A 24,973-nucleotide genomic window follows, 5' to 3' on the forward strand; every position below is an offset into this window, starting at 1 on the left:
TTTAAAACTCCTTTTTCAAACTTCTACTCAATCTACGACGTAATCTAAAAATAATATTTGTGGCTGAATAAGCCCATAAAAGCCAGACAGCTATTGCCATCGTGAACCACTGGAAAGCATACGCTTGATGTTTTTCAGGGCCACTATTGAAAAAATTCCAATCAGTAATTAAAGCTGCACCTGAATCCGCAAACAAACGGATCGACCATCCATTGTTAACTAAGCCTATAGTCTCAATGAAATTTGAATTTATTTGTTGAATTCTATTATTAAAAACCGGGTCTAGACTAACACTCGAGGAGGTTTCAGTATCGATAGGGTATAAGTAGCCCTGAAGTGATTTCACATCAAGTGAAGCTGTTACTTCAGGTAAGCTATCTCGGTCGCCAGTAGAGGGAATCCAACCTCTATTGATAAGCCAATCAGTACTTTCTGTTGAGAATACTTGTAGTACTTCATAGCCAACACGACCGTTTCTTGTTCTGTTATCCAGAAAATATATTTCCTTCTGGAAAACTCCCACTAAAGTTACAGACGCATACTCTTGATAAGAACTTAGATTTGAGATTTCCTGCGGTTGCAGAGAGAGCCTACTCTCTACCTTTTGTATAAGTTCGACTTTCTGCTTTGCCCTATCAAGCTGCCACAATCCTAAAAAGATAAAAAGGATGAATGCACCCAGAGAAAATATCGTGATGGGCCAATTGCGAATCAGTGGTAAACTGATATCTTTCGCAGAAGCTGATGGAATATCTACTATCATGCGCAACTACATAAATAATGGAAAATAATAAAATGTGGCTAAAGATTGTTATTGTTGTCCTATTCCTTTCCGTACTTGCAAGTCTTTCAAGTGCACTTTTTTTTCTACTTAGAGATATGGGAACACCTCAATCCAAGCGCACACTCTACGCATTAGGTATTAGAATACTCCTAGCGTCACTCTTACTTCTTGCCATTTGGTACGGCTTTGAAAGTGGCATTTTGGCAAAAACGGCACCTTGGGCTGATAAATATTAAGAAAACAAAGGCTTTCTATTAATACGATAGAAAGCCTTGCCCACATTAAGCACCTAGAACATATACAAATATAAACAGCCCGACCCAAACTACATCGACAAAATGCCAATACCAACTTGCTGCTTCAAAGCCAAAATGATCATCAGGTCTAAAATGATTGGCTATCACAGACCTTAACAACATGATCAACAACATAATTGTACCGAGTGTGACATGGGCACCATGAAATCCGGTCAGCATAAAGAATGTTGTACCATAGATTCCTGACTCAAGTGTTAACCCCAAGTGTTGATAGGCTTCGTAGTATTCTTTACCTTGTAAAAAAATAAACGCCCCACCCAATGCCACAGTGATTGCCAGTAATATATTGAAATTTTTTCTTTGATTCTTTTTCAGGAAAACATGTGCGAAGTGTACAGTTACACTGGAAGTGAGAAGTATGATGGTGTTCCATAGTGGCAAGTGCCATGGGTCTATTACATCTTTAGGCCCCATAAATTTTGCCGTTTCTCCGTTTGCTGCCGCGTCAGGAGTCACATATAGGGGCCAGCTACTTTCGAATCCCTCCCAAAGCATATTGGAAATTCCACGATCACCTTCACCACCTAGCCAGGGAACTGTAAAATTGCGTATGTAATATAGTGCTCCAAAGAATGCAGCAAAAAACATCACCTCAGAAAATATAAACCAGCCCATCCCCCAAACATATGATCTCTTTAACTGTTCACTATTGAGCCCTGCCATATTCTCCTTGATTACGGCAGCAAACCAAAACCACAAAACTGCGGCCATCGCTAACGCACCGGTGAAGAAAATATAGGAGCTTCCTCCATTAATCCAATTTGCTGCGCCGAACGCTATTAGGAATAGACCTATCGTCGCAAAAATTGGCAGCCTGGATTGTTCGGGCACGTAATAACTGCTTTCACTAGCCATAATTTTTATCCCTCTCGCTCGGGGTCGATATCATTCTTATCGGTTTTATTGGCAAACCTTTCCGTTACATCAAACAACGTATAGGAAAGCGTTACAGTATTCACACTTGCGGGAAGATCTGGATCCACAATAAAACGTAGTGGTAATTCTGCACTCTCTCCCGCTTTTAATTCTTGCTGGTTGAAGCAAAAACACTCTGTTTTATGAAAGTACTCAGCAGCCTTGAAAGGAACCATACTGGGAATTGCCTGACCAACCATATCCCTAGATGTCTTATTTTCTGCAATAAAAACAGTATCTTTAATTTCTCCAGGGTGTACTTTCAAAGACATTACACTCGGGCGAAATTCCCATGGCATATTTTCATTATTGTTTGCCACAAATTGCACCGTGACCAGCCTATTTTTATCAACCGCAGCTGGCACAGCTTCATAACGACCACCGGTTTTACCATTAAGTCCTGTGATTTCACAGAAGACATCGTAAATAGGCGGCATAATGAAGATTGCAAATACCAGCATGCTGGTCGCCACGGCCAGCAGCTTGATAGTTACCTTTGCATTTGCTCCAACTTTCATAGGTCAACGTACAACCGGTGGCGTACTAAACGTGTGATATGGGGCCGGGGAAGCAACCGTCCATTCCAGTCCCTCAGGATCATCCCAAACCTGATCGGATGCTTGTTTCCCGCCCATTACAGTTCGTACCACATTAAACAAAAATACTATTTGTGCGGCGCCAAACAGGAAGGCACCGATACTGGATATTTGATTGAAATCCGCAAATTGCAGTGCGTAATCAGGTATCCGACGTGGCATACCAGCCAGGCCAACAAAGTGCATTGGGAAGAAAGTTACATTGAGACCAATAAATGCCAGCCAGAAATGTACCTTGCCCATAACTTCGCTATACATATGGCCAGTCCATTTGGGCAACCAATAGTAAACACCAGCAGTAATTGAGAAGATTGCACCAGGAACCAGCACATAGTGGAAATGGGCAACCACAAAGTATGTATCGTGATATTGGAAGTCTGCAGGCGCAATCGCTAGCATCAGACCAGAGAATCCACCGATGGCGAAAAGGATGATGAATGCAATTGCAAAAAGCATCGGGGTTTCAAATGTCATGGATCCCCGGAACATGGTGGAAACCCAGTTAAAGATTTTCACTCCTGTAGGTACAGCGATCAGCATTGTGGCGTACATAAAGAACAGTTCACCTGCAATCGGCATTCCCACAGTAAACATATGGTGCGCCCATACGATAAAGCTCAGGAATGCAATTGCTGCGGTGGCATATACCATGGAGCTGTATCCAAAAAGAGGCTTACGAGCGAAGGTGGGGATAATTGCAGAGATAATGCCAAAGGCCGGCAAAATCATGATGTAAACTTCCGGGTGTCCGAAGAACCAGAACACATGCTGGAATAGAACCGGATCACCGCCACCGGCTGCACTGAAGAAACTTGTGCCAAAATGAATGTCCATCAACATCATGGTCACTACTCCGGCTAACACCGGCATTACAGCAATCAAAAGGTAAGCAGTGATCAGCCAGGTCCATACAAACAACGGCATTTTCATCAAGGTCATACCAGGAGCACGCATATTCAAAATGGTAGCGATAATGTTGATCGCACCCATGATGGACGAGGCACCCATAATATGAATGGCAAAAATGAAGAAGGTTACGCTGGGTGGCGCATATTCCGTTGAAAGTGGTGCATAAAATGTCCAACCGAAATTAGGCGCTCCCCCTTCCATAAATAAGGTCGATGCCAACATTGCGAAAGCAAAGGGCAAAATCCAAAAACTCCAGTTATTCATTCTTGGCAGTGCCATATCTGGCGCACCAATCATCATTGGTATCATCCAATTAGCCAACCCCACAAAAGCCGGCATTACGGCACCAAATACCATGATCAGACCATGCATAGTGGTCATTTGATTGAAAAATTCCGGCTGTACAATTTGCAAACCGGGCTCGAATAATTCAGCGCGTATAACCAATGCCATACATCCGCCGAGCAGGAACATCGCAAAACTAAACCACAAATACATAGAGCCTATATCTTTGTGGTTGGTCGTATAGAGCCAACGCTTTATACCGGGCTGAGGACCATGTGCCATTCTTAAATTCCTCCGGGCGCTTACTGCTTATTCTTAAAGTTGAGGATATCTACGGGTTGGACGGTATCACCCATCTCATTGCCGAAAGCGTTTCGCTGGTAAGTAATTACCGCAGCCAGATCCACTTCTGATAGCTGCTCACCAAAAGCCTGCATTGCGGGGTTTACCGTAGAACCATCGATAACGATATCTAAGTGGCCATTGAGGGGACCGGTAGCAATTTTTGAGCCAGCAATTGCCGGGAATACTCCGGGTACTCCCTGCCCGTTCGGCTGGTGGCAGGCGGCACATGTGCGTGTATAGACTTTTTCACCCTGAGCAAAAAGCTCTTCGAAGGTAAATGTCTTCGCTGTAAGTTCACGCATTTTTATGGCTTCTGCTGCACGAGAACTCAACCAGGCATCGTATTCAGCCTGTGGTACTGCTTTCACAACAATAGGCATAAATCCATGGTCTTTTCCGCACAATTCAGCACACTGCCCGCGATATATTCCCGGCTCCTCAATACGCGTCCAGGCATCATTGATAAAACCGGGGATAGCATCTTTTTTAACGGCTAGATCTGGGACCCACCACGCATGTATCACATCATTGGCAGTAATCAGGAAGCGGATTTTTTTCTTGATAGGAACAACCAGGGGCTCATCGACTTCTAGGAGGTAGTTAGCACCCTTAGGCTGGAGGTTATCAATTTGAGCTTTGGGAGTGGACAAGCTGGAAAAGAATGAAACATCAGTGCCCCGATATTCATATTTCCACTTCCACTGATAACCGGTGATTACGATATTGAGATCTTCTTCCTCAGTATCGTAAATATCATAGAGCGTTTTGGTGGCCGGTATCGCCATCAGAATCAGGATGACGGTGGGAATAATAGTCCACACCAATTCCACAACCGTGCTCTCATGAAATTGGGCCGCTTGGTATCCCTTACTTTTGCGGTGACGCCACATGCTGTAGAACATGATGCTGAACACCAATGCCCCTATAGCCACACAAATCCAAAAGATCAGCATGTGTAACTCGTAGGTGGTCTGGGCGACTTCTGTCACCCCCTGGGGCATATTAACCCCCCAGCGCTCAACGTCCTGCTCATTCGCTAACACCGCTTGTGCAGATAGCGAAGTAGCCAGCAAGGCGAACAGCCGATCAAAGCCTTTCAACATCGCCTACAGATCTCCGTGGTTGCGGGTCTCTCAGGGAAACCCGTAATTTTTATTTTGGCCACTGGCCTTCACGGATAAGCGAATTTTACCTGTATCAACTGCCTAACAGGATTAATTCCACACAAAATTTGTGGACATACTGTAGTAACACAAGACTACATACACTGGGCGAGGAGACCACCTCGCGTTACTGCCGTCAGTGCAACTTGTTATTCTTAGTAAAAGATTTTTTACTCCAGATGCCGTCGTCCGGAAAGGTACAACCAACAACCAGTTTCTTTATTTGTCGCAACTACTGCAGGTACAAAAGGAACACATCGACACGAAAAAGTCAATCGGGATCATTTTTGAATAACGTTGTCGCTTTGTGAAAAAATTCGGTGATTAACAAATAAATTTAACCACTTTGATAGGATACTTTTTCACAAGCAGAAAAAAGTCGCACCAAATAGAGACATGGCAATTTATTTGGTGAAAGATGACAACTAATCAAGCATTAACAATGCTGCCAAGAGAAGTATAAATCCTCGGGTTCAAGTGCCCCTGATTGCTTTTACACAGGTTGACAACGATTTTTAATCTCTAATACTAAATTCTGACTGCTTCACACAACCAAGGCAGATTAGTTTCAATAAGCTTGAGGATTATCAGGCAGATCAATACAGAATCCTGTACTATCTACACTCAATCAAAATGATTTTTCCGCCAAATATTTCGTTTCGATTTTGTAAGCGTTACCAAATGAATTGCTAATAGCAGTATTTGGAGACCGATTTAGGAAAAGGATCTTATCAGCTCTGTACTGTTACCATTGGTAGAATCCGCCTGCACAGCTTTTCTTTTTCCGATTTCGGCTAGAAGCCAATCTATCCGTTAGTTGTTATGACTTATGCCTTCTTCTACAAAACTTGAATCCCAACCCATGTCTCGCGTCTGGAATCTGGCTTGGCCAATGATACTGAGTAATATTTCAGTGCCCTTACTCGGGATAGTAGATACCGCAATTCTTGGTCACCTCCCATCTGCAGAGTACCTATCCGGTGTAGCTATCGGGGCTAGCGTAATGTCGATGCTTTTATGGGCATTTGGGTTTCTGCGCATGGGTACTACCGGACTGGTGGCTCGGAGTACAGATCTTGGGATTCAATGGTTAGTACGTGCACTAGTATTAGCCATGGGGTTGGGAATCATTCTGTTTATTGTTGCCTCTCCTTTAATCTACTATATCGTTGAGTGGATGAATGCCAGTCAGGAAGCACAACCCCACGCACTGGCCTACCTACAAATACGTCTGTTATCTGCCCCACTGGCTCTGGCAAACTTTGCCATTCTGGGTTTTTTTATTGGTCGACAAGATAGCCGTGCGCCTCTATATATACTTTTCGCTGCCAATCTACTGAACATAGCCCTCGATTTCCTATTTATTCTTGGCCTGGGCCTAGGGGCAAAAGGTGCAGCAGCGGCAACGGTACTCGCTGATATTTTTGCATTTCTACTGGGTCTCTATCTTCTTTCCAGGGTTCATGTTGGTATCTGGTCCTATATACGCAAAGAAATTGGGCAGAAGAAACTTCTCCCCTGGATCGATTCATCCCCATGGATCAATCTTTTAAAGATAAATACAGACTTGTTTATAAGAACCTGTTTGCTCTTGCTAACACTCACTTTTTTTACTGCACAAGGGGCAGCCCAAGGTGATAATGTACTTGCTGCAAATGCTATTCTTATACAGTTATTAATGATGACTTCCTATGCCCTGGATGGTTTTGCTCATGCTACCGAGGCCTTGGTTGGGGAATCCATGGCAAAAAGATCAACGGCTCTATTCAGAAATACCGTTCGCAGTGCAGGTTTGTGGGCCCTGGGAAGCGCTGTCCTGATTACGCTGGTTCTAGTTTCAGGGAAACCCTTCATTCTATCTTTATTTACAGATATCAAACCAGTAATTCACCAAGCGGAACAGGTATATTGGTGGCTCTGTGCACTACCTTTATTAGCGGTTTGGAGCTATCAGCTCGATGGTGTTTTTATCGGTGCTGGGAGAAGTCGCGATATGCGTAATACTATGTTTATAGCCTCAGTACTGGTTTTCTTTCCCGCCTGGTGGTTTACAAGGGATTGGGGGAATACAGGCATATGGTTCAGCTTGTTTTTGTGGATCGGAGCACGATCTTTAGGACTCATAGTATATTTTCAATACTACATTGTAACCAATTCCTGGATACGTAAATTACAGTAAAACTGTGGCAGGATATTTAGAGTTATTTTTTAATGTATAAATAACAGAATGTGACAAATTTTGCGATTGAGAAATTAACTATTTCAGTCAGGATTACTCACTATCAAAATAGTAAATCTCTTACGATGCTACAAACACATTTAAAGCTATAATCTCAGGTTGGTAAATAATGAGCGGGCAAAGCAACAAATAATAAAGCCCGCTCACATTTTTAATAGCTTGAAGACCGCACCTGTTTTTGCACTAAAATTTGCTTAAAATTTCCATAAAACGCTCCTTCTCCCTGGATGACAGCATTATATAAGTCTTCAACCTTCTGCTTTAATTCTTGGCTATAAAAATATAGGCTGCCATTTCGGACACTGTAGGACTTTGGGTTCTCGGCCATGGTTTTGTAAAAAAGAGATACCCTTTCCAGATAGGTATCTGCCTGCTTTTTGGAAAAATTACCTTGTTGGTAATTATCTAAAACCTGAGAACTGATTCTTTGAAGAGTTAATTCGCGCTCTTCATCTGAAAAACGAAAGGCTTTTAATTGCGTGTTGATATCACGCTTTAGGTCTTTCATATAGCGAGCAGCAGCTTCTGCTGATTCATATAGTGCGTGAATAGTCTTTTCCCGCTTCCGCAGAGCACCGCGATCTTTCAAGGTATATATATTGGAGATTTCCTTTTCGGAGAAATCGCCTAGGGGGCGAAAAATAGTGACATGTTGCAAATTGCTATTCCTTGTGAGCTTGTCACAAATCTTTATTGCATGTCTCCACTTTTCAAAAGATTCTCCTTTAAGGATTTGATCAGGTAAAGCTTTTACAGCCACTCCCAACCTATTTTCCTCTTCAATGTAAAAATCTGGATGGGCTTTCCAGTCATTAGCCTGTAAACGGAATAACGTAAGTATCCCCTGATTCACACAGCTCGTTAGTAGATAGGCAACTTGTTCTCTCTGCCGTTCTGTATTTTTTCGATGGCGATCAAGGCCATAGAGACCTATGATCGCAACCGTAATAAAAACCACCAGTATAAAAAATATTTTTTTCACTTTTTACGGCTACTTGTGGGTTGGATAAGTTTCACTGGCTCCTCGTGAATATCTTTCTCTGTATCTTGGTTAACACGAGTAGACAGTTCTGTTGGCGCTGACTGCAATCGAATTTCATCCTTAAACCCACAGGCAACACATTCCCTATAATTTTTCCCATCCTTGTGATAGTTAATAATTTTATCCATTTCGCTACAGCGGGGGCACACAGCCCCTGCAATAAAGCGTTTTTTAACGATCTTACCAGACTCAGCCGAATCTTCTTTCTTCATCATGACTACTACTCAATATTTCATGACTGACTTATCCGTTACACAGGACTGATATTCAGCTCTTGCTGCTCGATACCAGAGTGACGCAATAGGGCATCAATTTGCGGCTCTCGTCCACGGAATTGAACAAACAGCTCCAACGCATCACGGCTACCACCCTGTTCCAAAATACTGTGCAGAAATTTATTTCCCGTCTCTCTATTAAAGATACCATCTTCCTCAAATAGAGAAAAAGCATCTGCCGAAAGCACTTCTGCCCATTTATAGCTGTAATATCCTGCGGCATAACCACCAGCAAAAATATGGCTAAAAGCATTTTGGAAGCGGTTTTCTGCGGCGATAGGCACAACAGCAATCTCTGCTCGTACCTGATCCAGTAAAACCTGAACTTTATCGGCGGTCAATGCCTCTTCGCTGGCATGGAGGCGAAAATCAAAAAGTGCAAACTCCAACTGGCGTACTGTAAACATGGCAGATTGGAAATTTTTCGCTGCCAGCATTTTATTCAGTAAAGCTTCGGGAAGGGCCTCTCCAGTTTCGAAATGTGCAGAAATTATGGAAATAGCCTGGGGTTGCCAACACCAATTTTCCAGAAATTGGCTGGGCATTTCCACCGCATCCCAAGCAACACCATTAATACCAGAAACTGCTGCCACATCAATCTGTGTCAGCATATGGTGGAGGCCATGGCCGAATTCATGGAATAAAGTGGTTACTTCCGTGTGGGTTAAAAGTGAGGGGATATCACCTGCAGCCGGACTGAAATTACATACTAGATAAGCTATAGGCAACTGGAGTCCGTTGAGCGTGTGGCGACGACTACTTACTGTATCCATCCAGGCCCCGCCACGCTTTTTCTCACGCGCGAACGCATCCAAATAGAAACCAGCTATCTTTTCGCCATCTCTCAGCAGCCAAAAGAACTGCACGTCGGCATGCCAAGTAGCAACGCTGGTATCTTCTTCAACTGTGATTCCGAATAATTTATCCACCACAGTAAAGAGGCCGTCAACGACTTTGGCGTAAGGGAAATAGGGCCTCAATTCCTCTTGGCTGATGGCGTATCGCTGCTGTTTGAGCTTTTCTGCGGCCCAGGCCACATCCCATGGTTGCAACTCTTCAATACTGAGTTGGTCTGCAGCAAACGCTTTCAGCTCAGCCATTTCTCGTTGGGCAGCTGGCCTGGCTCGTTCTGCCAGATCCTGTAGAAATTCCAAAACCCGCTCTGTATTTGGAGCCATTTTGCTGGCCAATGACAACTCCGCATAGCTGTTCATTCCCAGTAAACTGGCCTGTTCAGCGCGCAATGCGAGAATTGCCTCCATCACTTCGGAGTTATCGTATTCACCTGCCTGGGGACCAACTTCGGATGCGCGACTAACAAAAGCCAAATGGACATCCCGACGCAGAGATCTATTTTCAGCGTGGGTCATAACAGCGAGAAAGCTGGGCCCCTCTAAGGTAATCAGCCACCCATCGAGGCCTTTTGCCTCAGCTGCATTCCGTGCAGCGGCAAGAGCAGTTTGAGGAAGCCCCTGAAGCTGAGCTTCATCATTTGTATGCCAGGTCCAGGCATTGGTTGCATCGAGGACATTGTTGGCAAATTGGCTGGATAACTCCGCCAAACGCTGACTGTTAACGGCAAACTTTTCACGGGCCTCTCCTTCAAGGCCTACACCACCAAGTTCAAAGTCTCTGACTCCCAGCTCCAAAGACTTCTTGCGTGCCTGTGGCCAGTTTACAAACTCGGGCGACTGCATTAATTGGAGGTACAGGTCGTAAAGTTCACGATTTTGCCCCTGCTTTGTCCAGTAAGCCGTCACTTTGGCTAAAGCGGCCTCATAGGGCGCCCGCCAGGGGCCACTTAGAACGCTATTCAGGTGACTGACTGGGGAGAAGGCTCGATTTAGCTGGTCTTCCGCCTGCTCCAGAGGCACCAGCGTATTATCCCAGCTGGGGGTCTCCAATCCCTGTTGAAGGGTTTGCTCACACGTTTTAATCAGTTCGGCGATGGCGGGTTCCACCTGCTCGGGCTCGAGATTATCAAAAGGCGGCAGCAGCGGGATATTCAACAGTGGATTGGACATATAAGACTCTGTGCTCGAATTAGGATAAAGCTATGATAGAGGATTCATTGTACAGGAGCTTATTTATGTCCCCACTGCGCAGCCACGATGATTCCCACGGCGAGAAGTTTCCAGAACTTGGCGACAGCGTATATATCGATCCGCAATCCGCAGTCATTGGTGACGTTACCCTGGGGGATGATTGCTCCGTATGGCCCATGGCCGTTGTGCGCGGTGATATGCATAAGATCCGCATCGGCGCGCGAACCAGTGTACAGGATGGGGCTGTTCTCCATATCACCCATGCGGGACCATTCAACGCCGACGGTTGGCCGCTGACCATTGGCGAAGATGTCACTATCGGTCATAAAGCCTGCCTGCACGGTTGTACCATCGGCAACCGGATCTTAATTGGTATCGGATCTATTGTTCTCGACGGAGCCATTATTGAGGACGATGTCGTACTGGCAGCCGGAGCACTGGTTCCGCCCGGTAAAACCCTGGAGAGTGGTTATCTCTACGTAGGCGCCCCCTGCAAAAAGGCGCGCCCCCTGTCTGACAAGGAAAAGGCTTTCTTTAAGTATTCCGCTGAAAACTACGTGAAACTGAAAGATCAGTATCTCCTTAAGCAGCAACCATAGTCACAGCCGGCTCCCCGCTATGCTTAACCTGAATATGGACCAGCTGCATATTTTTGTGCGCTCCTGTGAAGTCGGATCTTTTTCGGCGGTTGCTCGCGAAGTGGGCCGGGCTCAGTCTTCTGTAAGCAGCTTGATTCAAAATCTTGAACTCGACCTGGGGCTGACTCTATTTAACCGCGAAGGGAAATATCCCCAACCCACCGCCGCCGCTTTGGCATTACTACCATTAGCACGTCAATCGTTGGGGCAGTTGCAGCGCTTCCAACAAGCGGCAATTTCCTTCCAGCGGGGAGAGGAGCCCCAGCTCAATATATTATTTGAAGAGCTGGTAATGCCAGATCGACTCAACGATATGCTGGTAACTTTCAGCGAGCGCTTTCCGCATACTGAGCTTCAGCTCGGCAGTGTTACTGGGGAGGAAGCAGTCCAGCAGGTGACACTGGGTGAAGCCGATTTTGCCTTTGTCACCTCAAGGGATTCCTATCCCAGCTCGCTGGATACCAGTAACCTGGGACAACAGCGGGTACTTAGCCTGGCCTGCCCGGAACATCCCCTTGCCCAGAAAAAACAATCCTCATTGAATGAAGCGGCCCAGCACCGACAGATCACCACAGCACCAGAATCCCAAAGGTACCGTTGGCAGCTCTCTGCACAGACTTGGCGGAGTGATTCTCTGCTACAGGCCCTGGATCTGGCATGTAAGGGGGTTGGGTGGGTCAATGCGCCCTACGAACTGGCCCGGCCCTTTTTAAAAAGCGGCAGGTTGGTTGAGCTCAACTTAACCGGTTCTCTCAATACCTGGAGCCTCGGTGTGGATCTGCTCTGGTCCAAGCAGACGCCACAAGGCTTAGCTGCGCAATGGTTTGCCCGAGAGGCCCGGCGACTCTACGGTAACTTTTACAGCCCACCTATCGAAATATCCGATAGAAACTAATTTTTACCTATCAGGCTTTTACATAAGACTTGGCGTTGTAGGCCGATGGTCTGTGACTCAATCCGACTTGATTAGGAGCCAAACTATGTCGAAAGAGCAATACCTCCAGGAAATGGAGGCCTTCTCCCAAAAATACCGCTATGACATGGACTACTTGCGCGAGTTTCTTCAGGGCTCTCCTGAAGGCTTTGAAAAATTTAGAAATTTTCAGCCCCTATCCATGCACAGGGAGTTTTTACCTATTGATGTTTTTTGGGTGAGTAAGATAGCGGCAATGCAAGTAGCTGATTGCGGCATGTGCCTGCAACTGAATGTGCGTATGGCCCTAGAGGCTGGTGTTGAACCCCACTTGGTGAAAGCTTGTATCCAAGGCGGCAGCGGCCTGCCTGAGAACTTGCAGGACATTTTTGATTTTGCAACAGCCGTGGCCAGCTACAAAACGATCGATCCTGTTCTCAATGAACGGATAGGTGCACAACTGGATAACCGACAGAGAATCGAGCTGGGGGTCAGCGTCGCTACCGCGTCGGTCTTCCCCACAATCAAGCGGGCTATGGGATATACCCAAAGCTGCAGCCTGGTTGAGATCGAATTTAAACAGTGATGTGGCAGGCCTTGGCAACCAAGGCCTCCTCACTATTTACCCTGTAGCCGCAGCAGTGCCGATGCACCTATGCCGCCAATGGCACAAGCTAGAACGATAACCAGGGGCGTCATTTGTCCCAGTACCAGAGCACCGTAGTCATAACCTCTCTGCGGCAGAAGATACAACAGCATCAACCCTGCCGGCACCAGGGATAAGAGGAAGCCCCTTATTAACCAGGCGTTGCGCAAAGGCAACAAAAACAGCAGCCCGAAAACTCCACCCCAAACTACGCGCTGGTACAGGTAGGCATTGCTCAGGGATGGCGCCAAATCTACCCCTAGAAACTGGGTGAAGCCATACCGCCCCATGGCCCATAGCCCCACGGCATAGCAGAGCCCACCGAAACACCCCACAGCAAAACAAATCGACAGGTTTCGCACAATATCACGCACAACGCTTTCTCTCTTTTAATTATCGGTTGTCTGATTGAGGGCCCGGCGCAACTTGGCCATGATCGGCGCTGTTTCAGGACGTACACCACGCCACAGTAAAAATGACTCAGCGGCCTGCTCTACCAACATCCCAAGGCCATCAGCACTCTCTGCGCCCTGTCCACGCGCCCATTGTAAAAAAGGCGTTGGCTCGGCGGCGTACATCATGTCGTAAGCTTTACCATGACTGGCGACACAGCCTTCAGGAAGCGGCGGCAGCACACCGCCAAGGCTTGCGGAACTCGCATTGATAATCAGGTCGTAGCAGCCTCTCAATTCCTCCAGGCCGCCACCACTTAATTCGCCCAACTGGGAAAATTCTGCCGCAAGCTGTACCGCTTTTTCTGAGGTGCGGTTGGCAATATGTAAATGTGCTGGTTTTTCCGCAAGGATTGGCAGCAATGCTCCCCGGGCGGCTCCGCCAGCTCCCAGTAAGAGAACTTTCCGATCCTTAATTTCCCAGCCCAAGTTGGTACAAATATCAAATACCAGGCCGGTCCCGTCGGTGTTGTCGCCGAGAATCTTTCCACCTTCGGCCAGTGCCAAGGTATTCACCGCTCCCACTGACGCAGCCCGCTCGGTCAAGTTATCCGCCATCTCAAATGCTTGCAGCTTGAAGGGCACCGTCACATTGAGGCCACAACCACCCTCAGCAAAAAATGTTCGCGCGTAATCAACAAAGCCATCCAGAGGGGCAAGCAGTTTCCTGTAATCGATATCCTCGCCTGTTTGCGCGACAAAGGCTCGGTGTATCTCCGGTGAGAGGGAGTGCTCTATAGGGTTACCCACCACCGCATAGCGGTCACTCATGATTCCGCCCTTTTGCGCTCTCTCGCTGCCTCACGAATCTTGGCACTTTCATCGACAATTATTAAACCGTCAATTTTGAGGCCGTCGGCAGCTTCGGTGACTAAATAGCGGGTTTGTGAGCTGTACAGCTCTACCGCCTTTTCTTCCCCCTGCGGGTGTAACAGGGTCCAGCGCAAGCTCGCAAGGGTGCTGTAATTATTCAGCTCTATCACCTCGGTAACAGTGCCGAGAATCTGACAGACACCAAGGCGTCGATAAGCATTGAGGAGCTTAACCACCTGCTGGATAAACTCATCCCGTTCTACGGTGAGCTTTACGCCATCTTCCCGGTAGTAGTGCAGTGGGAAACGATAAAAGTCAGCAATCTGCTCAACATCTCCCGTTTCAAAATGCCGCCTGTAATCGAGAAACAGGGAGTTGATTCCTTCCAATCGCGATGGGTGCACAACAAACCTCCATTGTGACAAATTGCTTGGCTATACCCAGTCTCTGTGTGGCAGAAAATCAGTGTATAGCTTCTCTTCCGCAGATCCCGGCTCTGGTTGCCAGTCATACTTCCAACTCACCAGTGACGGCAAGGACATCAGAATGGATTCTGTACGCCCACCACTTTGCAATCCGAACAGAGTGCCACGATCAAAGACCAGGTTGAATTCCACATAGCGCCCACGGCGGTAGAGTTGGAATTCACGCTCGCGCTCACCGTAAGCAGCCTCTTTGCGCTTCTGCACAATGGGTAGATAAGCCTCCAAGTAACTATCGCCAACAGCGCGCATAAGCGCAAAAGCATTGTCGTAGCCACCTTCGTTAAAATCATCGAAAAAGAGTCCGCCGACTCCCCGAGCTTCATCCCGATGCTTCAAGTAGAAATATTTGTCACACCACTGCTTAAAGCGAGGGTATACCTCCCTGCCAAAAGGCTCACAGGCCTGCTTGGCCGTTTGGTGCCAATGTACGGCATCCTCGTGATAGCCGTAATACGGGGTCAAATCATAGCCACCACCAAACCACCAGATGGGCTCAGCTCCTGGCTTTTTCGCCACAAATAGACGCACGTTTGCATGGCTAGTGGGTACGTAAGGGTTGCGCGGGTGAATGACCAAGGAGACGCCCATTGCTTCAAAAGAACAACCGGCCAGTTCGGGGCGATTAGCCGTGGCCGAAGGCGGGAGTCCATCCCCATAAACATGGGAAAAGTTCACTCCGCCTTTTTCGATCAGATTCCCCTCTTCCAGCACTCGAGTTCGACCACCGCCACCACCGGGCCTGTCCCAGTTATCCTCACGAAATGACTGACCGTCTTCTTCGCTCAGGGCATTGCAAATACGGTCTTGTAGGCCGAGTAGATAGGCCTTTACTTCCTTGGTATCGATATCACTCATAGGCGAAAACTACGTCTCTGTTTGAGGTTAGGCACCCGCCCTCAGCACACGGCCGCTTTGCAGATCGCGAATTTCACTGGGGGCGCTGCGGCCGCCGGTCGAGCCGCCGCCGACAAAGTCGAGGTCGCGGCCGAAATAGCGTAGTACCTGGTACTTATTACGGGCGGGCTGAGACCCGGCCGGGTTTGCTGAAGTGGATACGATAGCACCGCCAAAGGCGCGTGTTAACGCAGCAGTAAACGGGTGATCGGTGCAGCGCAGGGCCACAGATTTATGTACTCCACAGACCCAGGCAGGAATTAAGCCCCGATGGGGTACGAGCCATGTCACCGGTCCCGGCCAGCTGCAATCCAGCTGCTCCTGTTGTTGATCACTAAGGTTTCTAAGGAGCGGATCAAAATGTCTTCTGTCACCGGAGACCAGGATCAAACCCTTCTCAAGTGGGCGATGCTTGAGTTGTAGCAAGCGCCTGACAGCCAGCAGGTTATTGGGGTCGCAAGCCAAGCCCCATACAGATTCAGTGGGATGGGCAATAACACCACCCGCTGCCAGGGCGCGGGCAGCCTGTTTTACGGAAAGCGGTGAATACTTCATTTTTAAGCTGGTCTTACTTCATTTTTAGGCCGCTGCCAATCTTGCTGCAACGGAAGATGGAATTTATCCAAGGCGCCAGGCAACTTTTCCTACAGGCAGATCGAAGTCAAAATCCACGAGGATCGCTCCAAAAGGCTTCTCTTTCGACTTACTTTACTGCCGAGCGAGGTAAACCACTGCAATCTAGCGGATTGCCCAACTGCGCACAAGTTGTAACCGCCTTGCTCAGCCCAGCTTTCTATTTGAGCAAAGGCTGTGGCAATTTATATTAAACAGGGCCTGCGAACAGCTCCTCAAAGCGCCATTTTTACCCCTGACGCATAGCTGGGATGTACTTTGTGGAACTCAGCCAATTGTCGCTGAATTATTTCATCCGGTACACCCGCCATCGCTTCTGCAATATTGTTATATAAGCGCTGTTTTTGTTCATCGTCGAACAAATCAAAGAGCGCTCGAACCTGACTGTAATCGTCATTGCCTTTGCGGTGGTCATATCTATCTGCCGCACCGGATATTGGTAACGGGGGTTCTTTCGCTTTTGGGTCCTCCTCTGGTCCAGAAAAACTATTGGGCTCATAAAAGGCATCCGGGTTGCCGCTTCGGATACCCGTACTATTCATTTCACCATCCCGGTAATAATTATGGACCGGGCAGCGGGGAGCATTCACGGGAAGACTCTCGTAGTGAGTCCCCAAGCGGTGACGGTGTGCATCGGCATAAGAAAATATACGCGCTTGCAACATCTTATCCGGTGAGAAACTGATACCCGGTACGATATTGGATGGAGAGAAAGCTGCCTGCTCGATTTCTGCAAAATAGTCTTGCGGGTTGCGATTCAACTCCATGGTTCCCACCTCGATGGGAGGGTAATCACCGTGGGGCCAAACCTTGGTGAGGTCAAAGGGGTTGTAGCTTGTTTTGCCAAGGTCTGCCTCGGGCATGACCTGAACTTGGAATGTCCACTTCGGGCATTCCCCATTTTCTATCGCGCTGTACATCGCCTCCTGGTAACTCTCCCTGGAGCGTCCAATCACAGCTTCAGCTTCCGTATTGGTGAAGTACCTATGTCCCTGCTGAGTCTTAAAATGAAATTTGACCCAGAAGCGCTCTCCATTGTGATTCCACAGTGAGAAGGTATGGGAGCCATAACCATTCATATGCAACGGGGATATGGGCAAACCGCGATCGGAGAATAGTATGGTCACTTGGTGAAGACTCTCGGGGCTCAGCGACCAGAAATCCCACATGGCCGTAGGGGAGCGCAAGTGAGTGCGGGGGTGGCGTTTTTGTGTGTGGATAAAATCCGGGAACTTGTAGGGGTCTCGTACAAAAAAGACCGGCGTATTGTTGCCGACCAAATCCCAATTGCCCTCCTCCGTATAAAACTTCAGTGCAAAACCACGAACATCCCGTTCCGCATCAGCTGCACCTAACTCGCCGGCCACAGTTGAAAATCGAGCCAACAGTGGGGTCTCTGCTCCAGGCTGCAGCACCCGGGCACAGGTGTAGTTAGAAATATCACCGGTTACCCTCAAAACCCCATAGGCGCCCCAACCTTTGGCATGTACCGCCCGCTCGGGTATACGCTCACGATTTTGATGCGCCAGTTTTTCGATAAGCTGATAATCTTGAATCAATAGTGGGCCATCTGGCCCCGCTGTAAGGCTATTTTGATTATCGGGAACCGGAGCGCCGGCATCAGTGGTGAGTTTGGGTTTATCCGCCATAATTAGACTCCACTTTTGGAATCCACTGAGTATTAGCGCTGTCCCAGAACTGCGCGAATTGATCGGCGGCTACACCATCAAACAAGGGGATTCTTACTAATTCTTTCCGTAACTTCCGAGCAAGACCTTTAGAGGCTCACTGGCTCCGCAGGGGGTTTAGCCAGTTTTTTCCCTTCTGTATAACGGCTGCCCTTCATTGTTAGCTGGTAAGACCCTGTGAATTGCTCTACCAAGCCCTCTAACTCCAACTCCATCAATACAGCCATCAATTCACCCGCCTCAATCCCGGTATCACGAGACAATAGCTCGATACTCCGAGGCCCTCCGGCAAGCGCTCTGATGATATGTTGCTGAAGCTCGGGCAGTGGTTTACCGGGGGGGAGTTCAGTGGGTGTGGGCTCTGCCAGTAAACCGCCGAGCTGGCCGGCTACATCTGCGCTGGTTTCAACCAGTGTCGCACCTTCTTTAATCAGGTAGTGGCAACCCCTGGCCATTGGATTGTGGATAGAACCTGGTATCGCAAAAACCTCTCGATTCTGCTCCAGCGCCAAACGTGCCGTAATCAGAGAACCTGAGCGCATTGCTGCTTCTACCAGTAATACCCCCATTGAAAGGCCACTGATAATCCGGTTCCTCCGAGGAAAATTCTTCGCTTCAGCATTGCTGCCAAGAGGCAATTCGCTTATTAGAGCACCGCCTGCAGAGAGAATATCCTCCGCCAGGGAGCGATTATGTTTTGGATAAATGCGGTCAACTCCACTACCCAAAACTGCGATCGTGGAGCCCGCTCCCTGCAGCGCCCCCCGGTGAGCTGCGGCATCCACGCCCAGAGCCAGCCCGGAAGTGATAGCAAATCCGGAACCTGCCAATTCCGCGGCAAAGGCCCGGGCATTATCCAGACCCGCCACAGTGGCCCGACGGGCACCCACCATCGCTACCTGCGGTAGATTTAGAGCGCTTTTTTCACCACGGATATAAAGCACAGGCGGGGGGCGCGACGTCTCCGATAAAAGGGCGGGATAGTCGGGATCGCTGTGACAAATCAGCTGCACGCCCAGATCTGCGCAGCGGGCTCGCTCAAGCTCAACCCAATCAGCGAGCTCACTGGCGGCAGATCGGCTGGAAAATTCCCGCCACTGGTTTTGGGCCCGCGGTGATAACTTTTGCAGAAGAGATTGAGGAAACTGCTGGAGAGCCTCTTCGGCAGTGGCAAAGTGCTCCAGTAATTGCCAGTAGCGAGCCGGGCCAATTCCCTCGAGACGCAGCAACGCCATAGTAGCGGTCAATGCATCCATGCGACTTACCATTTTCTGTTTTGAAGGTTGTGCGGCAGGGCAAACAGCAACACCAGCCGCGAGATTTTCTGGGATCGCTTAGGGGTTGCGCACCATATCCATCACTGCCAGCGGACGACGGGCGTCCAGTACCAGGGCTAGGCTCATTTTTTCAAAGGTGCGGAATACCATCAGCTCACCGGCACGGGTATCTGGAAGCTTCACTACGTCACCAGCAATACGGTCACGCACTGTTGAACCCGCTTTGTATATCGCCAGGACATTACCCGGCAGCAGTCCATCCCGATCACCGACATTGAGAATTACGACATCAAATTTACCAATTTGAGTAACCCCTTCATCGACTCCTACAATCAGGCTATCGATAGCGATAGTGGGCGCGCTGGGGTGGAACAGGGCTTCAATTGAGCGCTCCTCCACCGGCATCAACCGATCATCAAGGCGAACCTCACGGGCAGTGCTGCGCACGCCCATAGTCGCAACGGAAAAGGTCGGGTTGTTGTCTGGGTCCAACTGCAGCAAGTCGACAGAACCTACACCGAGGGCTTGTCGACCGAGGACTTCTCCGGATACAGGGTCTGTATAGACCGGGCCGGGGCGATAAATGCCATAAGACGGCAGTGGAGCACCAAAATTACCGCGCGCATAGATGGTGTCACCCGCTCCCATCAGAATGTGGTCATCGGAGCCGGAAACAATGTAAGGAGTACCTTCAAAAGCACCGGGCTCCACAATACGGGTACGGGATAAGAAAGCATTAATCGCATCCAGCGGAATCGCCGAGATCGCGTCTTCTACCGCCTCGCGACGGATCGAGGGCGACAACCGATTACCATCAATCCCCGGGGATAGTTGATACGCCCGGGGGCCGCGCTGCAGTTGTAATTGTGGCTGGCCATTGATGTAAACAAGGCGCAGGCTATCTCCTGGATAAATCAGGTGGGGGTTTTCCACCTGTGGGTTCACTTGCCAAATCTCCGGCCAGTACCAGGGTTGCACCAGAAATTGACTGGAAATATCCCAGAGCGTATCGCCCTTTTGCACCACATAAGCGTCGGGGTGACTGGGGTTCAGGCGAACCTGATCCTGTGCTTCGACACCAAGGGCAACCGCTAACATCGAGATCGCGGCCAGGATAATTTTTTTCATGGAAGCATTCCTATGCTCTTTATCGCTATAATTCTCAGCGCCGGGCCACTCCCGTGAAGGGAGCGAGACCGGACCCGGGCGCATAGCGCCAGCAAAAACAGGGGTCCACTCGGTAAATTTTGAGCGCGATCATAATGTTATCAGCGCACGTTCAACGAATACTAGAAGTTTGTCACAGGTGTTATGGCTAAACTCGAGATACTGGAATTTCCCGACCCGCGCCTGCGCGAGGTCGCTAAACCCGTCGCTGAAGTGACCGACGCCCACCGCCAATTGCTCGACGACATGTTTGAAACCATGTACGCCGCGCCCGGCATCGGCCTCGCCGCCATCCAAGTCAATGTGCAGGAGCGCATTGTAGTGGTGGATATCTCTGAAGACGGCAATGAACCACTCGGGTTTATCAACCCTGAGATCGAAGTGCTGGACCCGGAGATCCACCAGTACGACGAGGGCTGCCTGTCAGTTCCCGGTTTCTACGAAACATTGGAGCGCCCGCGCAAAGTGCGTGTTAAAGCCCTGGACCGCAATGGCGAACCTTTTGCCCTTGAGGCCGAGGGATTGTTGGCGGTCTGTATCCAACATGAAGTCGATCATTTGGACGGCAAGCTGTTCGTGGATTATGTCTCGCCACTGAAGCGCAACCGCATCCGCTCCAAGCTGGAAAAATCCCAGCGCCGCCGCGCCTGATCTGCGCCAGCCGCAGGAGCCTGGAGCTGCCGCCTTACGGCAGCTCTCCCACCCCCATTACCTGAGAGCAAGTCAGTGAATATTATTTTTGCCGGCACACCGGACTTTGCCGCTGTGCACCTGCAAGCGCTGCTCGACAGCGAGCACAATGTCATTGCCGTTTACACCCAACCGGACAGGCCGGCTGGGCGCGGTAAGAAATTGCTCGCCAGCCCGGTGAAACAGCTGGCACTCTCCCACAATATCCCGGTGTACCAACCCCTGAGCCTGCGCGACGAGACGGCCCAGGCGGAGCTCGCTGCCCTTGGAGCGGATATTATGGTGGTGGTGGCCTACGGCCTGATACTGCCGCAGGTGGTGCTGGATACCCCGCGTTTGGGCTGCATCAATGTGCACGCCTCTTTGTTGCCACGCTGGCGCGGTGCCGCGCCGATCCAACGCGCGGTGGAAGCAGGCGACAATGAAAGTGGCGTCGCCATTATGCAAATGGAGGCGGGTCTGGATACCGGCCCGGTTTTGGTGGAAAACCGCTGCGCCATTACCGAATCCGATACCGGTGGCAGTTTGCACGATAAGCTGGCGGAACTCGGCGGCCCATCCCTCCTCCAGGCCTTGGCTCTACTGGAAAGTGACAGTGCCAACCCTCAGGTACAAGACGATACCCAGGCTAACTACGCCAACAAAATTACCAAGGAAGAGGCGCAGATCGACTGGCAGCGCCCCGCTGCTGAACTGCATCGATTGATACGCGCTTTTAACCCCTTCCCGGTGTGCTGGAGCACTTATCGGGATAAGAAGGGCGAGCAGCGCCTGCGTATCTATAGCGCAGCCATCGAACAGGGCTGCCACAGTGATCAGCCCGGTACCATTCTTTCCAGTGACGACGAAGGTATTTTAGTGGCCTGCGGCCGCGAGGCCCTGCGCCTCCAATTAATACAGCTACCGGGTAAAAAAGCGCTTCCCGCAGCAGAAATTTTGAAAGGCTACCGGGAGCAGTTCGCCCCGGGTACCAAACTGGGATAATTATGAGCAGAGATGTACGCGCCGAGGCCGCCCGAGTTATCGCCTCACTGCTGGAAGAACGTGGCTCGTTGGCAAGACTTCTGCCTGCCGCCGAGGACAAAGTCGAGGAGCGCGACCGCCCTCTGTTGCGGGAGCTCTGTTACGGCAGTGCCCGCACGGCACCGCGCCTGCAATTGATCGCCGCCAAGTTGCTGCGTAAAAAAGTCTCGGATATTGAGATCAATGCACTGATCCTGCTGGGCATTTACCAGCTCGAGTACACTCGCATACCCGATCACGCCGCCATATCTGCAACCGTCAATGCCGCACGCAGCCTCGGTCTGGACAGAGCGACCGGGCTGATCAACGGGGTGCTGCGCAACGCCCTGCGCAACAGTGAGCAGCTTCAGCGCAAACTGTCCGGCAATCCACAGTTCAGTTCTATGCACCCGGCCTGGTTACAGCAGCGGATTAAAGCCGCCTGGCCTGAGAAGGCGTCAGACATCTTCCGCGCCAACAATGCCAACCCACCCATGACCTTGCGGGTAAACAGCGCCAAGATCTCGCGCGCGGATTATTTACAACAGCTCGACGAAACCGGCCTCTCCGCCGAGCCCTGTACTATTTCTCCGGTCGGTATCACCCTGGTTGAGCCGGTTTCAGTCACAGTGCTACCGGGCTTTGCCGAGGGCTTGGTCAGTGTTCAGGATGAGTCCGCACAATTAGCGGCGCTGCTGTTACAGCCGCAGGAAAATGCCCGGGTGTTGGACGCGTGTGCGGCACCTGGAGGCAAGAGTTGCCACTTATTGGAGCAGGAATCCAGCATTCAGCTGAGCGCGTTGGATATTGAGGAGGACCGCCTTGTGCGGGTCGAGGAAAACCTCGAGCGCAACGGGCAGAGTGCCGAGCTTATTTGTGCCGATGCCACGTCTCCGAATGAGTGGTGGGACGGGCAGCAATACGACCAGATACTACTGGACGCACCCTGTTCGGCAACCGGGGTAATTCGCCGCAACCCGGATATCAAACTATTGCGCCGGGAAGAAGACATTGCCGAGTTAGTGGCTTTGCAGGGCAAGATCCTGCGCGCTCTGTGGCCCCTGGTTAAACCGGGTGGGCAGTTGCTTTACGCCACCTGTTCCAGCCTACCGGCGGAAAACAGTGAAGTCGTCGCAGCGTTCATTGCGGAGACTGAGGATGCGAGCGACAATACCCCCGAACTGCTAAACGATAAGCCCTGGGGTGAGAAACAAGTTGCCGGTATGCAGCTTCTACCCCAAACCGGCGGCGGTGACGGTTTCTACTACGCTCTGCTGAGCAAAGCTGAATAACGGCGTCGCTAGTCGCGAGTCTCATCCGATATGAAAATTGTCATTCTCGGCGCCGGCCAGGTGGGCGGCTCTCTGGCGGAGGCCCTGGCCTCCGAGCGCAATGATATTGTCCTGGTGGACAGCGACGAGAAAACCCTGCGCGAACTGCGCGACCGCATTGATATCGGCGTGGTACTGGGCCACGCCTCTCACCCGGATATTCTGATGGAAGCCGGGATTGAGGATGCGGATATCCTGGTTGCAGTCACCAATAACGATGAGACCAATATGGCGGCCTGCCAAATTGCGCACTCTCTGTTTCGCGTACCCACCAAAATCGCCCGGGTACGGGCCTCTTCCTACCTGCAATACCCGGAATTATTCGATACTCAGGCCATCCCTATCGATGTACTGATCAGCCCGGAGCAACTGGTTTCAGAGTATATCTCCCGCCTGATGGAACATCCCGGTGCCTTGCAGGTGTTAGATTTTGCCGGCGGTCGCGTACAGCTGGTAACGGTTTTAGCCGTTCAGGGCGGGCCTCTTGTTGGGCACCAACTGCGCTATTTGCGCGAGCATATGCCCAAGGTAGATACCCGGGTTGCTGCGATTTATCGTCGCAACCGGCCAATTATTCCCCAGGGTGATACGGTGATTGAAGCCGGCGATGAAGTGTTCTTTATCGCCGCGCGAGCAGATATTCGCGCGGTAATGAGCGAACTGCGTCGACTGGAACACGGTTATAAACGAGTAGTGATCGCCGGCGGTGGCAATATTGGTTTGCGCCTAGCCACTCGGCTTGAGAATCGCTATTCGGTAAAAATTATTGAGCAGAGCCACAAGCGCTGTGTATTTTTATCCGAGGAGCTGTCTCACACCATTATCCTGCACGGCAGCGCCTCCGATCAGGAGTTGCTGCTGGAAGAGAGCATCGAAGATACCGATGTTTTTCTTGCCCTTACCAATGACGACGAGGCTAATATCATGTCGTCACTATTGGCCAAACGTCTGGGCGCACGCAAAGTGATGACCCTGATCAATAACCGCGCTTATGTGGACCTGGTACAGGGCGGTGAAATCGATATTGCCATTTCACCGCAGCAAAATACGATTGGCAGCCTGCTCACCCATGTGCGCCGAGGAGATATGGTCAACGTCCACTCCCTGCGTCGAGGTGCAGCTGAAGCCATTGAAGTTATCGCCCACGGTGACGAGCGCACTTCCAAGGTGGTGGGGCGCAAGATCGAAGATATCGACTTACCTGAGGGCGCCTCGATTGGCGCCATAGTACGGGAAACGGAAAATGGCAGCGAAGTTTTGATGGCACACGATGATGTCATTGTGCAGAGCGATGACCACGTGATTGTCTTCCTTATCGACCGCCGCCAGACCCGCCATGTAGAACAACTGTTCCAAGTTGGTTTTGGCTTTTTCTGAGCAAATAATATTTTCGTTTTCCGGCGATAACGGTCTCCGCCGTCCAGATAAC

Annotated in this window: 25 protein-coding genes; 9 read left to right on the forward strand and 16 right to left on the reverse strand. The window is 49.9% G+C overall.

Annotated features, from left to right (window positions below; all coding sequences use genetic code 11):
- Position 1: 1 nt before the first annotated feature.
- Positions 2 to 763 (reverse strand): SURF1 family protein, encoded by a 762-nt coding sequence (locus ACJJIS_RS21575; protein ID WP_445360783.1) that lies wholly within the window; start codon positions 761 to 763, stop codon positions 2 to 4.
- Between the two features lie 32 nt (positions 764 to 795).
- On the opposite strand from ACJJIS_RS21575, the gene ACJJIS_RS21580 reads away from it, so the two are divergent.
- Complete coding sequence (locus ACJJIS_RS21580; protein WP_413663912.1) at positions 796 to 1,020, forward strand: DUF2909 domain-containing protein; 225 nt, start codon at positions 796 to 798, stop codon at positions 1,018 to 1,020.
- A gap of 45 nt (positions 1,021 to 1,065) precedes the next feature.
- Here ACJJIS_RS21580 and ACJJIS_RS21585 read toward each other — a convergent pair whose 3' ends face one another.
- Genes ACJJIS_RS21585 through coxB form a run of 4 tightly spaced genes read right to left on the reverse strand, consistent with a single transcriptional unit; the run spans position 1,066 to position 5,254 of the window.
- Positions 1,066 to 1,956, reverse strand: a complete 891-nt coding sequence (locus ACJJIS_RS21585; RefSeq protein ID WP_282930522.1) for a cytochrome c oxidase subunit 3 — start codon at positions 1,954 to 1,956, stop codon at positions 1,066 to 1,068.
- Positions 1,957 to 1,961: 5 nt separating this feature from the next.
- Complete coding sequence (locus ACJJIS_RS21590) at positions 1,962 to 2,534, reverse strand: cytochrome c oxidase assembly protein (protein WP_475709046.1); 573 nt, start codon at positions 2,532 to 2,534, stop codon at positions 1,962 to 1,964.
- A gap of 3 nt (positions 2,535 to 2,537) precedes the next feature.
- Positions 2,538 to 4,088, reverse strand: coding sequence for a cytochrome c oxidase subunit I (gene ctaD, locus ACJJIS_RS21595; protein WP_475709047.1), 1,551 nt, complete (start codon positions 4,086 to 4,088; stop codon positions 2,538 to 2,540).
- Between the two features lie 20 nt (positions 4,089 to 4,108).
- Positions 4,109 to 5,254 carry a cytochrome c oxidase subunit II gene (coxB, locus tag ACJJIS_RS21600; RefSeq protein ID WP_413663910.1) on the reverse strand — a complete coding sequence of 382 codons (1,146 nt, stop codon included), beginning with the start codon at positions 5,252 to 5,254 and terminating at the stop codon, positions 4,109 to 4,111.
- 952 nt (positions 5,255 to 6,206) lie between these two features.
- Between coxB and ACJJIS_RS21605 the strand changes: the two genes are divergently transcribed.
- Positions 6,207 to 7,493, forward strand: a complete 1,287-nt coding sequence (locus ACJJIS_RS21605; RefSeq protein WP_475709048.1) for an MATE family efflux transporter — start codon at positions 6,207 to 6,209, stop codon at positions 7,491 to 7,493.
- 211 nt (positions 7,494 to 7,704) lie between these two features.
- Here ACJJIS_RS21605 and ACJJIS_RS21610 read toward each other — a convergent pair whose 3' ends face one another.
- From ACJJIS_RS21610 to ACJJIS_RS21620, 3 genes are read right to left on the reverse strand one after another with little or no spacing between them, the layout of a single operon-like run.
- The gene (locus ACJJIS_RS21610) at positions 7,705 to 8,535 is read right to left on the reverse strand and encodes a hypothetical protein (RefSeq protein ID WP_444915093.1); all 831 of its coding nucleotides are present in this window, start codon (positions 8,533 to 8,535) and stop codon (positions 7,705 to 7,707) included.
- The gene (locus ACJJIS_RS21615) at positions 8,532 to 8,810 is read right to left on the reverse strand and encodes a YheV family putative zinc ribbon protein (protein WP_282930528.1); all 279 of its coding nucleotides are present in this window, start codon (positions 8,808 to 8,810) and stop codon (positions 8,532 to 8,534) included. The genes ACJJIS_RS21610 and ACJJIS_RS21615 overlap by 4 nt, the downstream gene beginning before the upstream one ends.
- 35 nt (positions 8,811 to 8,845) lie before the next feature.
- Positions 8,846 to 10,894, reverse strand: a complete 2,049-nt coding sequence (locus ACJJIS_RS21620; RefSeq protein ID WP_475709049.1) for a M3 family metallopeptidase — start codon at positions 10,892 to 10,894, stop codon at positions 8,846 to 8,848.
- Between the two features lie 65 nt (positions 10,895 to 10,959).
- Here ACJJIS_RS21620 and ACJJIS_RS21625 point away from each other — a divergent pair, with 65 nt between their 5' ends.
- The 3 genes from ACJJIS_RS21625 to ACJJIS_RS21635 all read left to right on the forward strand — a co-directional run bounded on the left by ACJJIS_RS21625 (position 10,960) and on the right by ACJJIS_RS21635 (position 13,052).
- Complete coding sequence (locus tag ACJJIS_RS21625) at positions 10,960 to 11,514, forward strand: gamma carbonic anhydrase family protein (RefSeq protein ID WP_444892455.1); 555 nt, start codon at positions 10,960 to 10,962, stop codon at positions 11,512 to 11,514.
- Between the two features lie 19 nt (positions 11,515 to 11,533).
- Positions 11,534 to 12,448, forward strand: coding sequence for a LysR family transcriptional regulator (locus tag ACJJIS_RS21630; protein WP_444915095.1), 915 nt, complete (start codon positions 11,534 to 11,536; stop codon positions 12,446 to 12,448).
- Positions 12,449 to 12,533: 85 nt separating this feature from the next.
- On the forward strand, positions 12,534 to 13,052 hold the full coding sequence (locus ACJJIS_RS21635) for a carboxymuconolactone decarboxylase family protein (RefSeq protein WP_444915096.1): 519 nt from the start codon (positions 12,534 to 12,536) through the stop codon (positions 13,050 to 13,052).
- A 32-nt stretch (positions 13,053 to 13,084) separates the two neighbouring features.
- Here the strand turns inward: ACJJIS_RS21635 and ACJJIS_RS21640 are convergent, their stop codons facing one another.
- The 8 genes from ACJJIS_RS21640 to ACJJIS_RS21675 all read right to left on the reverse strand — a co-directional run bounded on the left by ACJJIS_RS21640 (position 13,085) and on the right by ACJJIS_RS21675 (position 20,482).
- Positions 13,085 to 13,486 (reverse strand): hypothetical protein, encoded by a 402-nt coding sequence (locus tag ACJJIS_RS21640; RefSeq protein WP_282930533.1) that lies wholly within the window; start codon positions 13,484 to 13,486, stop codon positions 13,085 to 13,087.
- A 15-nt stretch (positions 13,487 to 13,501) separates the two neighbouring features.
- A complete protein-coding gene (aroE, locus tag ACJJIS_RS21645; protein WP_444915097.1) occupies positions 13,502 to 14,335 on the reverse strand; it encodes a shikimate dehydrogenase in 834 nt (277 codons plus the stop codon).
- Positions 14,332 to 14,781: a DUF6841 family protein gene (locus tag ACJJIS_RS21650; protein ID WP_413663901.1), complete on the reverse strand. Its 450-nt coding sequence runs from the start codon at positions 14,779 to 14,781 to the stop codon at positions 14,332 to 14,334. Before ACJJIS_RS21650 ends, aroE begins: the two co-directional genes overlap by 4 nt.
- 30 nt (positions 14,782 to 14,811) lie before the next feature.
- Complete coding sequence (gene hemF, locus ACJJIS_RS21655; protein WP_444915098.1) at positions 14,812 to 15,717, reverse strand: oxygen-dependent coproporphyrinogen oxidase; 906 nt, start codon at positions 15,715 to 15,717, stop codon at positions 14,812 to 14,814.
- 27 nt (positions 15,718 to 15,744) lie between these two features.
- Positions 15,745 to 16,311: an L-threonylcarbamoyladenylate synthase gene (locus ACJJIS_RS21660; RefSeq protein WP_444906778.1), complete on the reverse strand. Its 567-nt coding sequence runs from the start codon at positions 16,309 to 16,311 to the stop codon at positions 15,745 to 15,747.
- 293 nt (positions 16,312 to 16,604) lie between these two features.
- Complete coding sequence (locus tag ACJJIS_RS21665; protein WP_475709050.1) at positions 16,605 to 18,038, reverse strand: catalase; 1,434 nt, start codon at positions 18,036 to 18,038, stop codon at positions 16,605 to 16,607.
- A gap of 128 nt (positions 18,039 to 18,166) precedes the next feature.
- Positions 18,167 to 19,333: a DNA-processing protein DprA gene (dprA, locus tag ACJJIS_RS21670; protein WP_475709051.1), complete on the reverse strand. Its 1,167-nt coding sequence runs from the start codon at positions 19,331 to 19,333 to the stop codon at positions 18,167 to 18,169.
- 78 nt (positions 19,334 to 19,411) lie between these two features.
- Positions 19,412 to 20,482, reverse strand: a complete 1,071-nt coding sequence (locus ACJJIS_RS21675; RefSeq protein ID WP_475709052.1) for a LysM peptidoglycan-binding domain-containing protein — start codon at positions 20,480 to 20,482, stop codon at positions 19,412 to 19,414.
- A gap of 183 nt (positions 20,483 to 20,665) precedes the next feature.
- Between ACJJIS_RS21675 and def the strand changes: the two genes are divergently transcribed.
- The 4 genes from def to trkA all read left to right on the forward strand — a co-directional run bounded on the left by def (position 20,666) and on the right by trkA (position 24,921).
- Positions 20,666 to 21,172 (forward strand): peptide deformylase, encoded by a 507-nt coding sequence (gene def / locus ACJJIS_RS21680; protein WP_475709053.1) that lies wholly within the window; start codon positions 20,666 to 20,668, stop codon positions 21,170 to 21,172.
- A 75-nt stretch (positions 21,173 to 21,247) separates the two neighbouring features.
- Complete coding sequence (gene fmt / locus ACJJIS_RS21685; RefSeq protein WP_475709054.1) at positions 21,248 to 22,195, forward strand: methionyl-tRNA formyltransferase; 948 nt, start codon at positions 21,248 to 21,250, stop codon at positions 22,193 to 22,195.
- A gap of 2 nt (positions 22,196 to 22,197) precedes the next feature.
- Positions 22,198 to 23,505 (forward strand): 16S rRNA (cytosine(967)-C(5))-methyltransferase RsmB, encoded by a 1,308-nt coding sequence (gene rsmB, locus ACJJIS_RS21690; RefSeq protein ID WP_475709055.1) that lies wholly within the window; start codon positions 22,198 to 22,200, stop codon positions 23,503 to 23,505.
- A 30-nt stretch (positions 23,506 to 23,535) separates the two neighbouring features.
- Complete coding sequence (gene trkA / locus ACJJIS_RS21695; protein WP_475709056.1) at positions 23,536 to 24,921, forward strand: Trk system potassium transporter TrkA; 1,386 nt, start codon at positions 23,536 to 23,538, stop codon at positions 24,919 to 24,921.
- The last annotated feature ends 52 nt before the right edge of the window (positions 24,922 to 24,973 follow it).

The organism is Microbulbifer maximicatervae (SeqCode) (genome assembly GCF_056231245.1).

Coding starts and splice junctions, on each gene's coding strand:
- ACJJIS_RS21575 (WP_445360783.1), bottom strand. CDS start 763: ATGATAGTAGATATTCCATCAGCTTCTGCGAAAGATATCAGTTTACCA.
- ACJJIS_RS21580 (WP_413663912.1), top strand. CDS start 796: ATGTGGCTAAAGATTGTTATTGTTGTCCTATTCCTTTCCGTACTTGCA.
- ACJJIS_RS21585 (WP_282930522.1), bottom strand. CDS start 1,956: ATGGCTAGTGAAAGCAGTTATTACGTGCCCGAACAATCCAGGCTGCCA.
- ACJJIS_RS21590 (WP_475709046.1), bottom strand. CDS start 2,534: ATGAAAGTTGGAGCAAATGCAAAGGTAACTATCAAGCTGCTGGCCGTG.
- ctaD (WP_475709047.1), bottom strand. CDS start 4,088: ATGGCACATGGTCCTCAGCCCGGTATAAAGCGTTGGCTCTATACGACC.
- coxB (WP_413663910.1), bottom strand. CDS start 5,254: ATGTTGAAAGGCTTTGATCGGCTGTTCGCCTTGCTGGCTACTTCGCTA.
- ACJJIS_RS21605 (WP_475709048.1), top strand. CDS start 6,207: ATGATACTGAGTAATATTTCAGTGCCCTTACTCGGGATAGTAGATACC.
- ACJJIS_RS21615 (WP_282930528.1), bottom strand. CDS start 8,810: ATGATGAAGAAAGAAGATTCGGCTGAGTCTGGTAAGATCGTTAAAAAA.
- ACJJIS_RS21620 (WP_475709049.1), bottom strand. CDS start 10,894: ATGTCCAATCCACTGTTGAATATCCCGCTGCTGCCGCCTTTTGATAAT.
- ACJJIS_RS21625 (WP_444892455.1), top strand. CDS start 10,960: ATGTCCCCACTGCGCAGCCACGATGATTCCCACGGCGAGAAGTTTCCA.
- ACJJIS_RS21630 (WP_444915095.1), top strand. CDS start 11,534: ATGCTTAACCTGAATATGGACCAGCTGCATATTTTTGTGCGCTCCTGT.
- ACJJIS_RS21635 (WP_444915096.1), top strand. CDS start 12,534: ATGTCGAAAGAGCAATACCTCCAGGAAATGGAGGCCTTCTCCCAAAAA.
- aroE (WP_444915097.1), bottom strand. CDS start 14,335: ATGAGTGACCGCTATGCGGTGGTGGGTAACCCTATAGAGCACTCCCTC.
- hemF (WP_444915098.1), bottom strand. CDS start 15,717: ATGAGTGATATCGATACCAAGGAAGTAAAGGCCTATCTACTCGGCCTA.
- ACJJIS_RS21660 (WP_444906778.1), bottom strand. CDS start 16,311: ATGAAGTATTCACCGCTTTCCGTAAAACAGGCTGCCCGCGCCCTGGCA.
- ACJJIS_RS21665 (WP_475709050.1), bottom strand. CDS start 18,038: ATGGCGGATAAACCCAAACTCACCACTGATGCCGGCGCTCCGGTTCCC.
- dprA (WP_475709051.1), bottom strand. CDS start 19,333: ATGGATGCATTGACCGCTACTATGGCGTTGCTGCGTCTCGAGGGAATT.
- ACJJIS_RS21675 (WP_475709052.1), bottom strand. CDS start 20,482: ATGAAAAAAATTATCCTGGCCGCGATCTCGATGTTAGCGGTTGCCCTT.
- def (WP_475709053.1), top strand. CDS start 20,666: ATGGCTAAACTCGAGATACTGGAATTTCCCGACCCGCGCCTGCGCGAG.
- rsmB (WP_475709055.1), top strand. CDS start 22,198: ATGAGCAGAGATGTACGCGCCGAGGCCGCCCGAGTTATCGCCTCACTG.
- trkA (WP_475709056.1), top strand. CDS start 23,536: ATGAAAATTGTCATTCTCGGCGCCGGCCAGGTGGGCGGCTCTCTGGCG.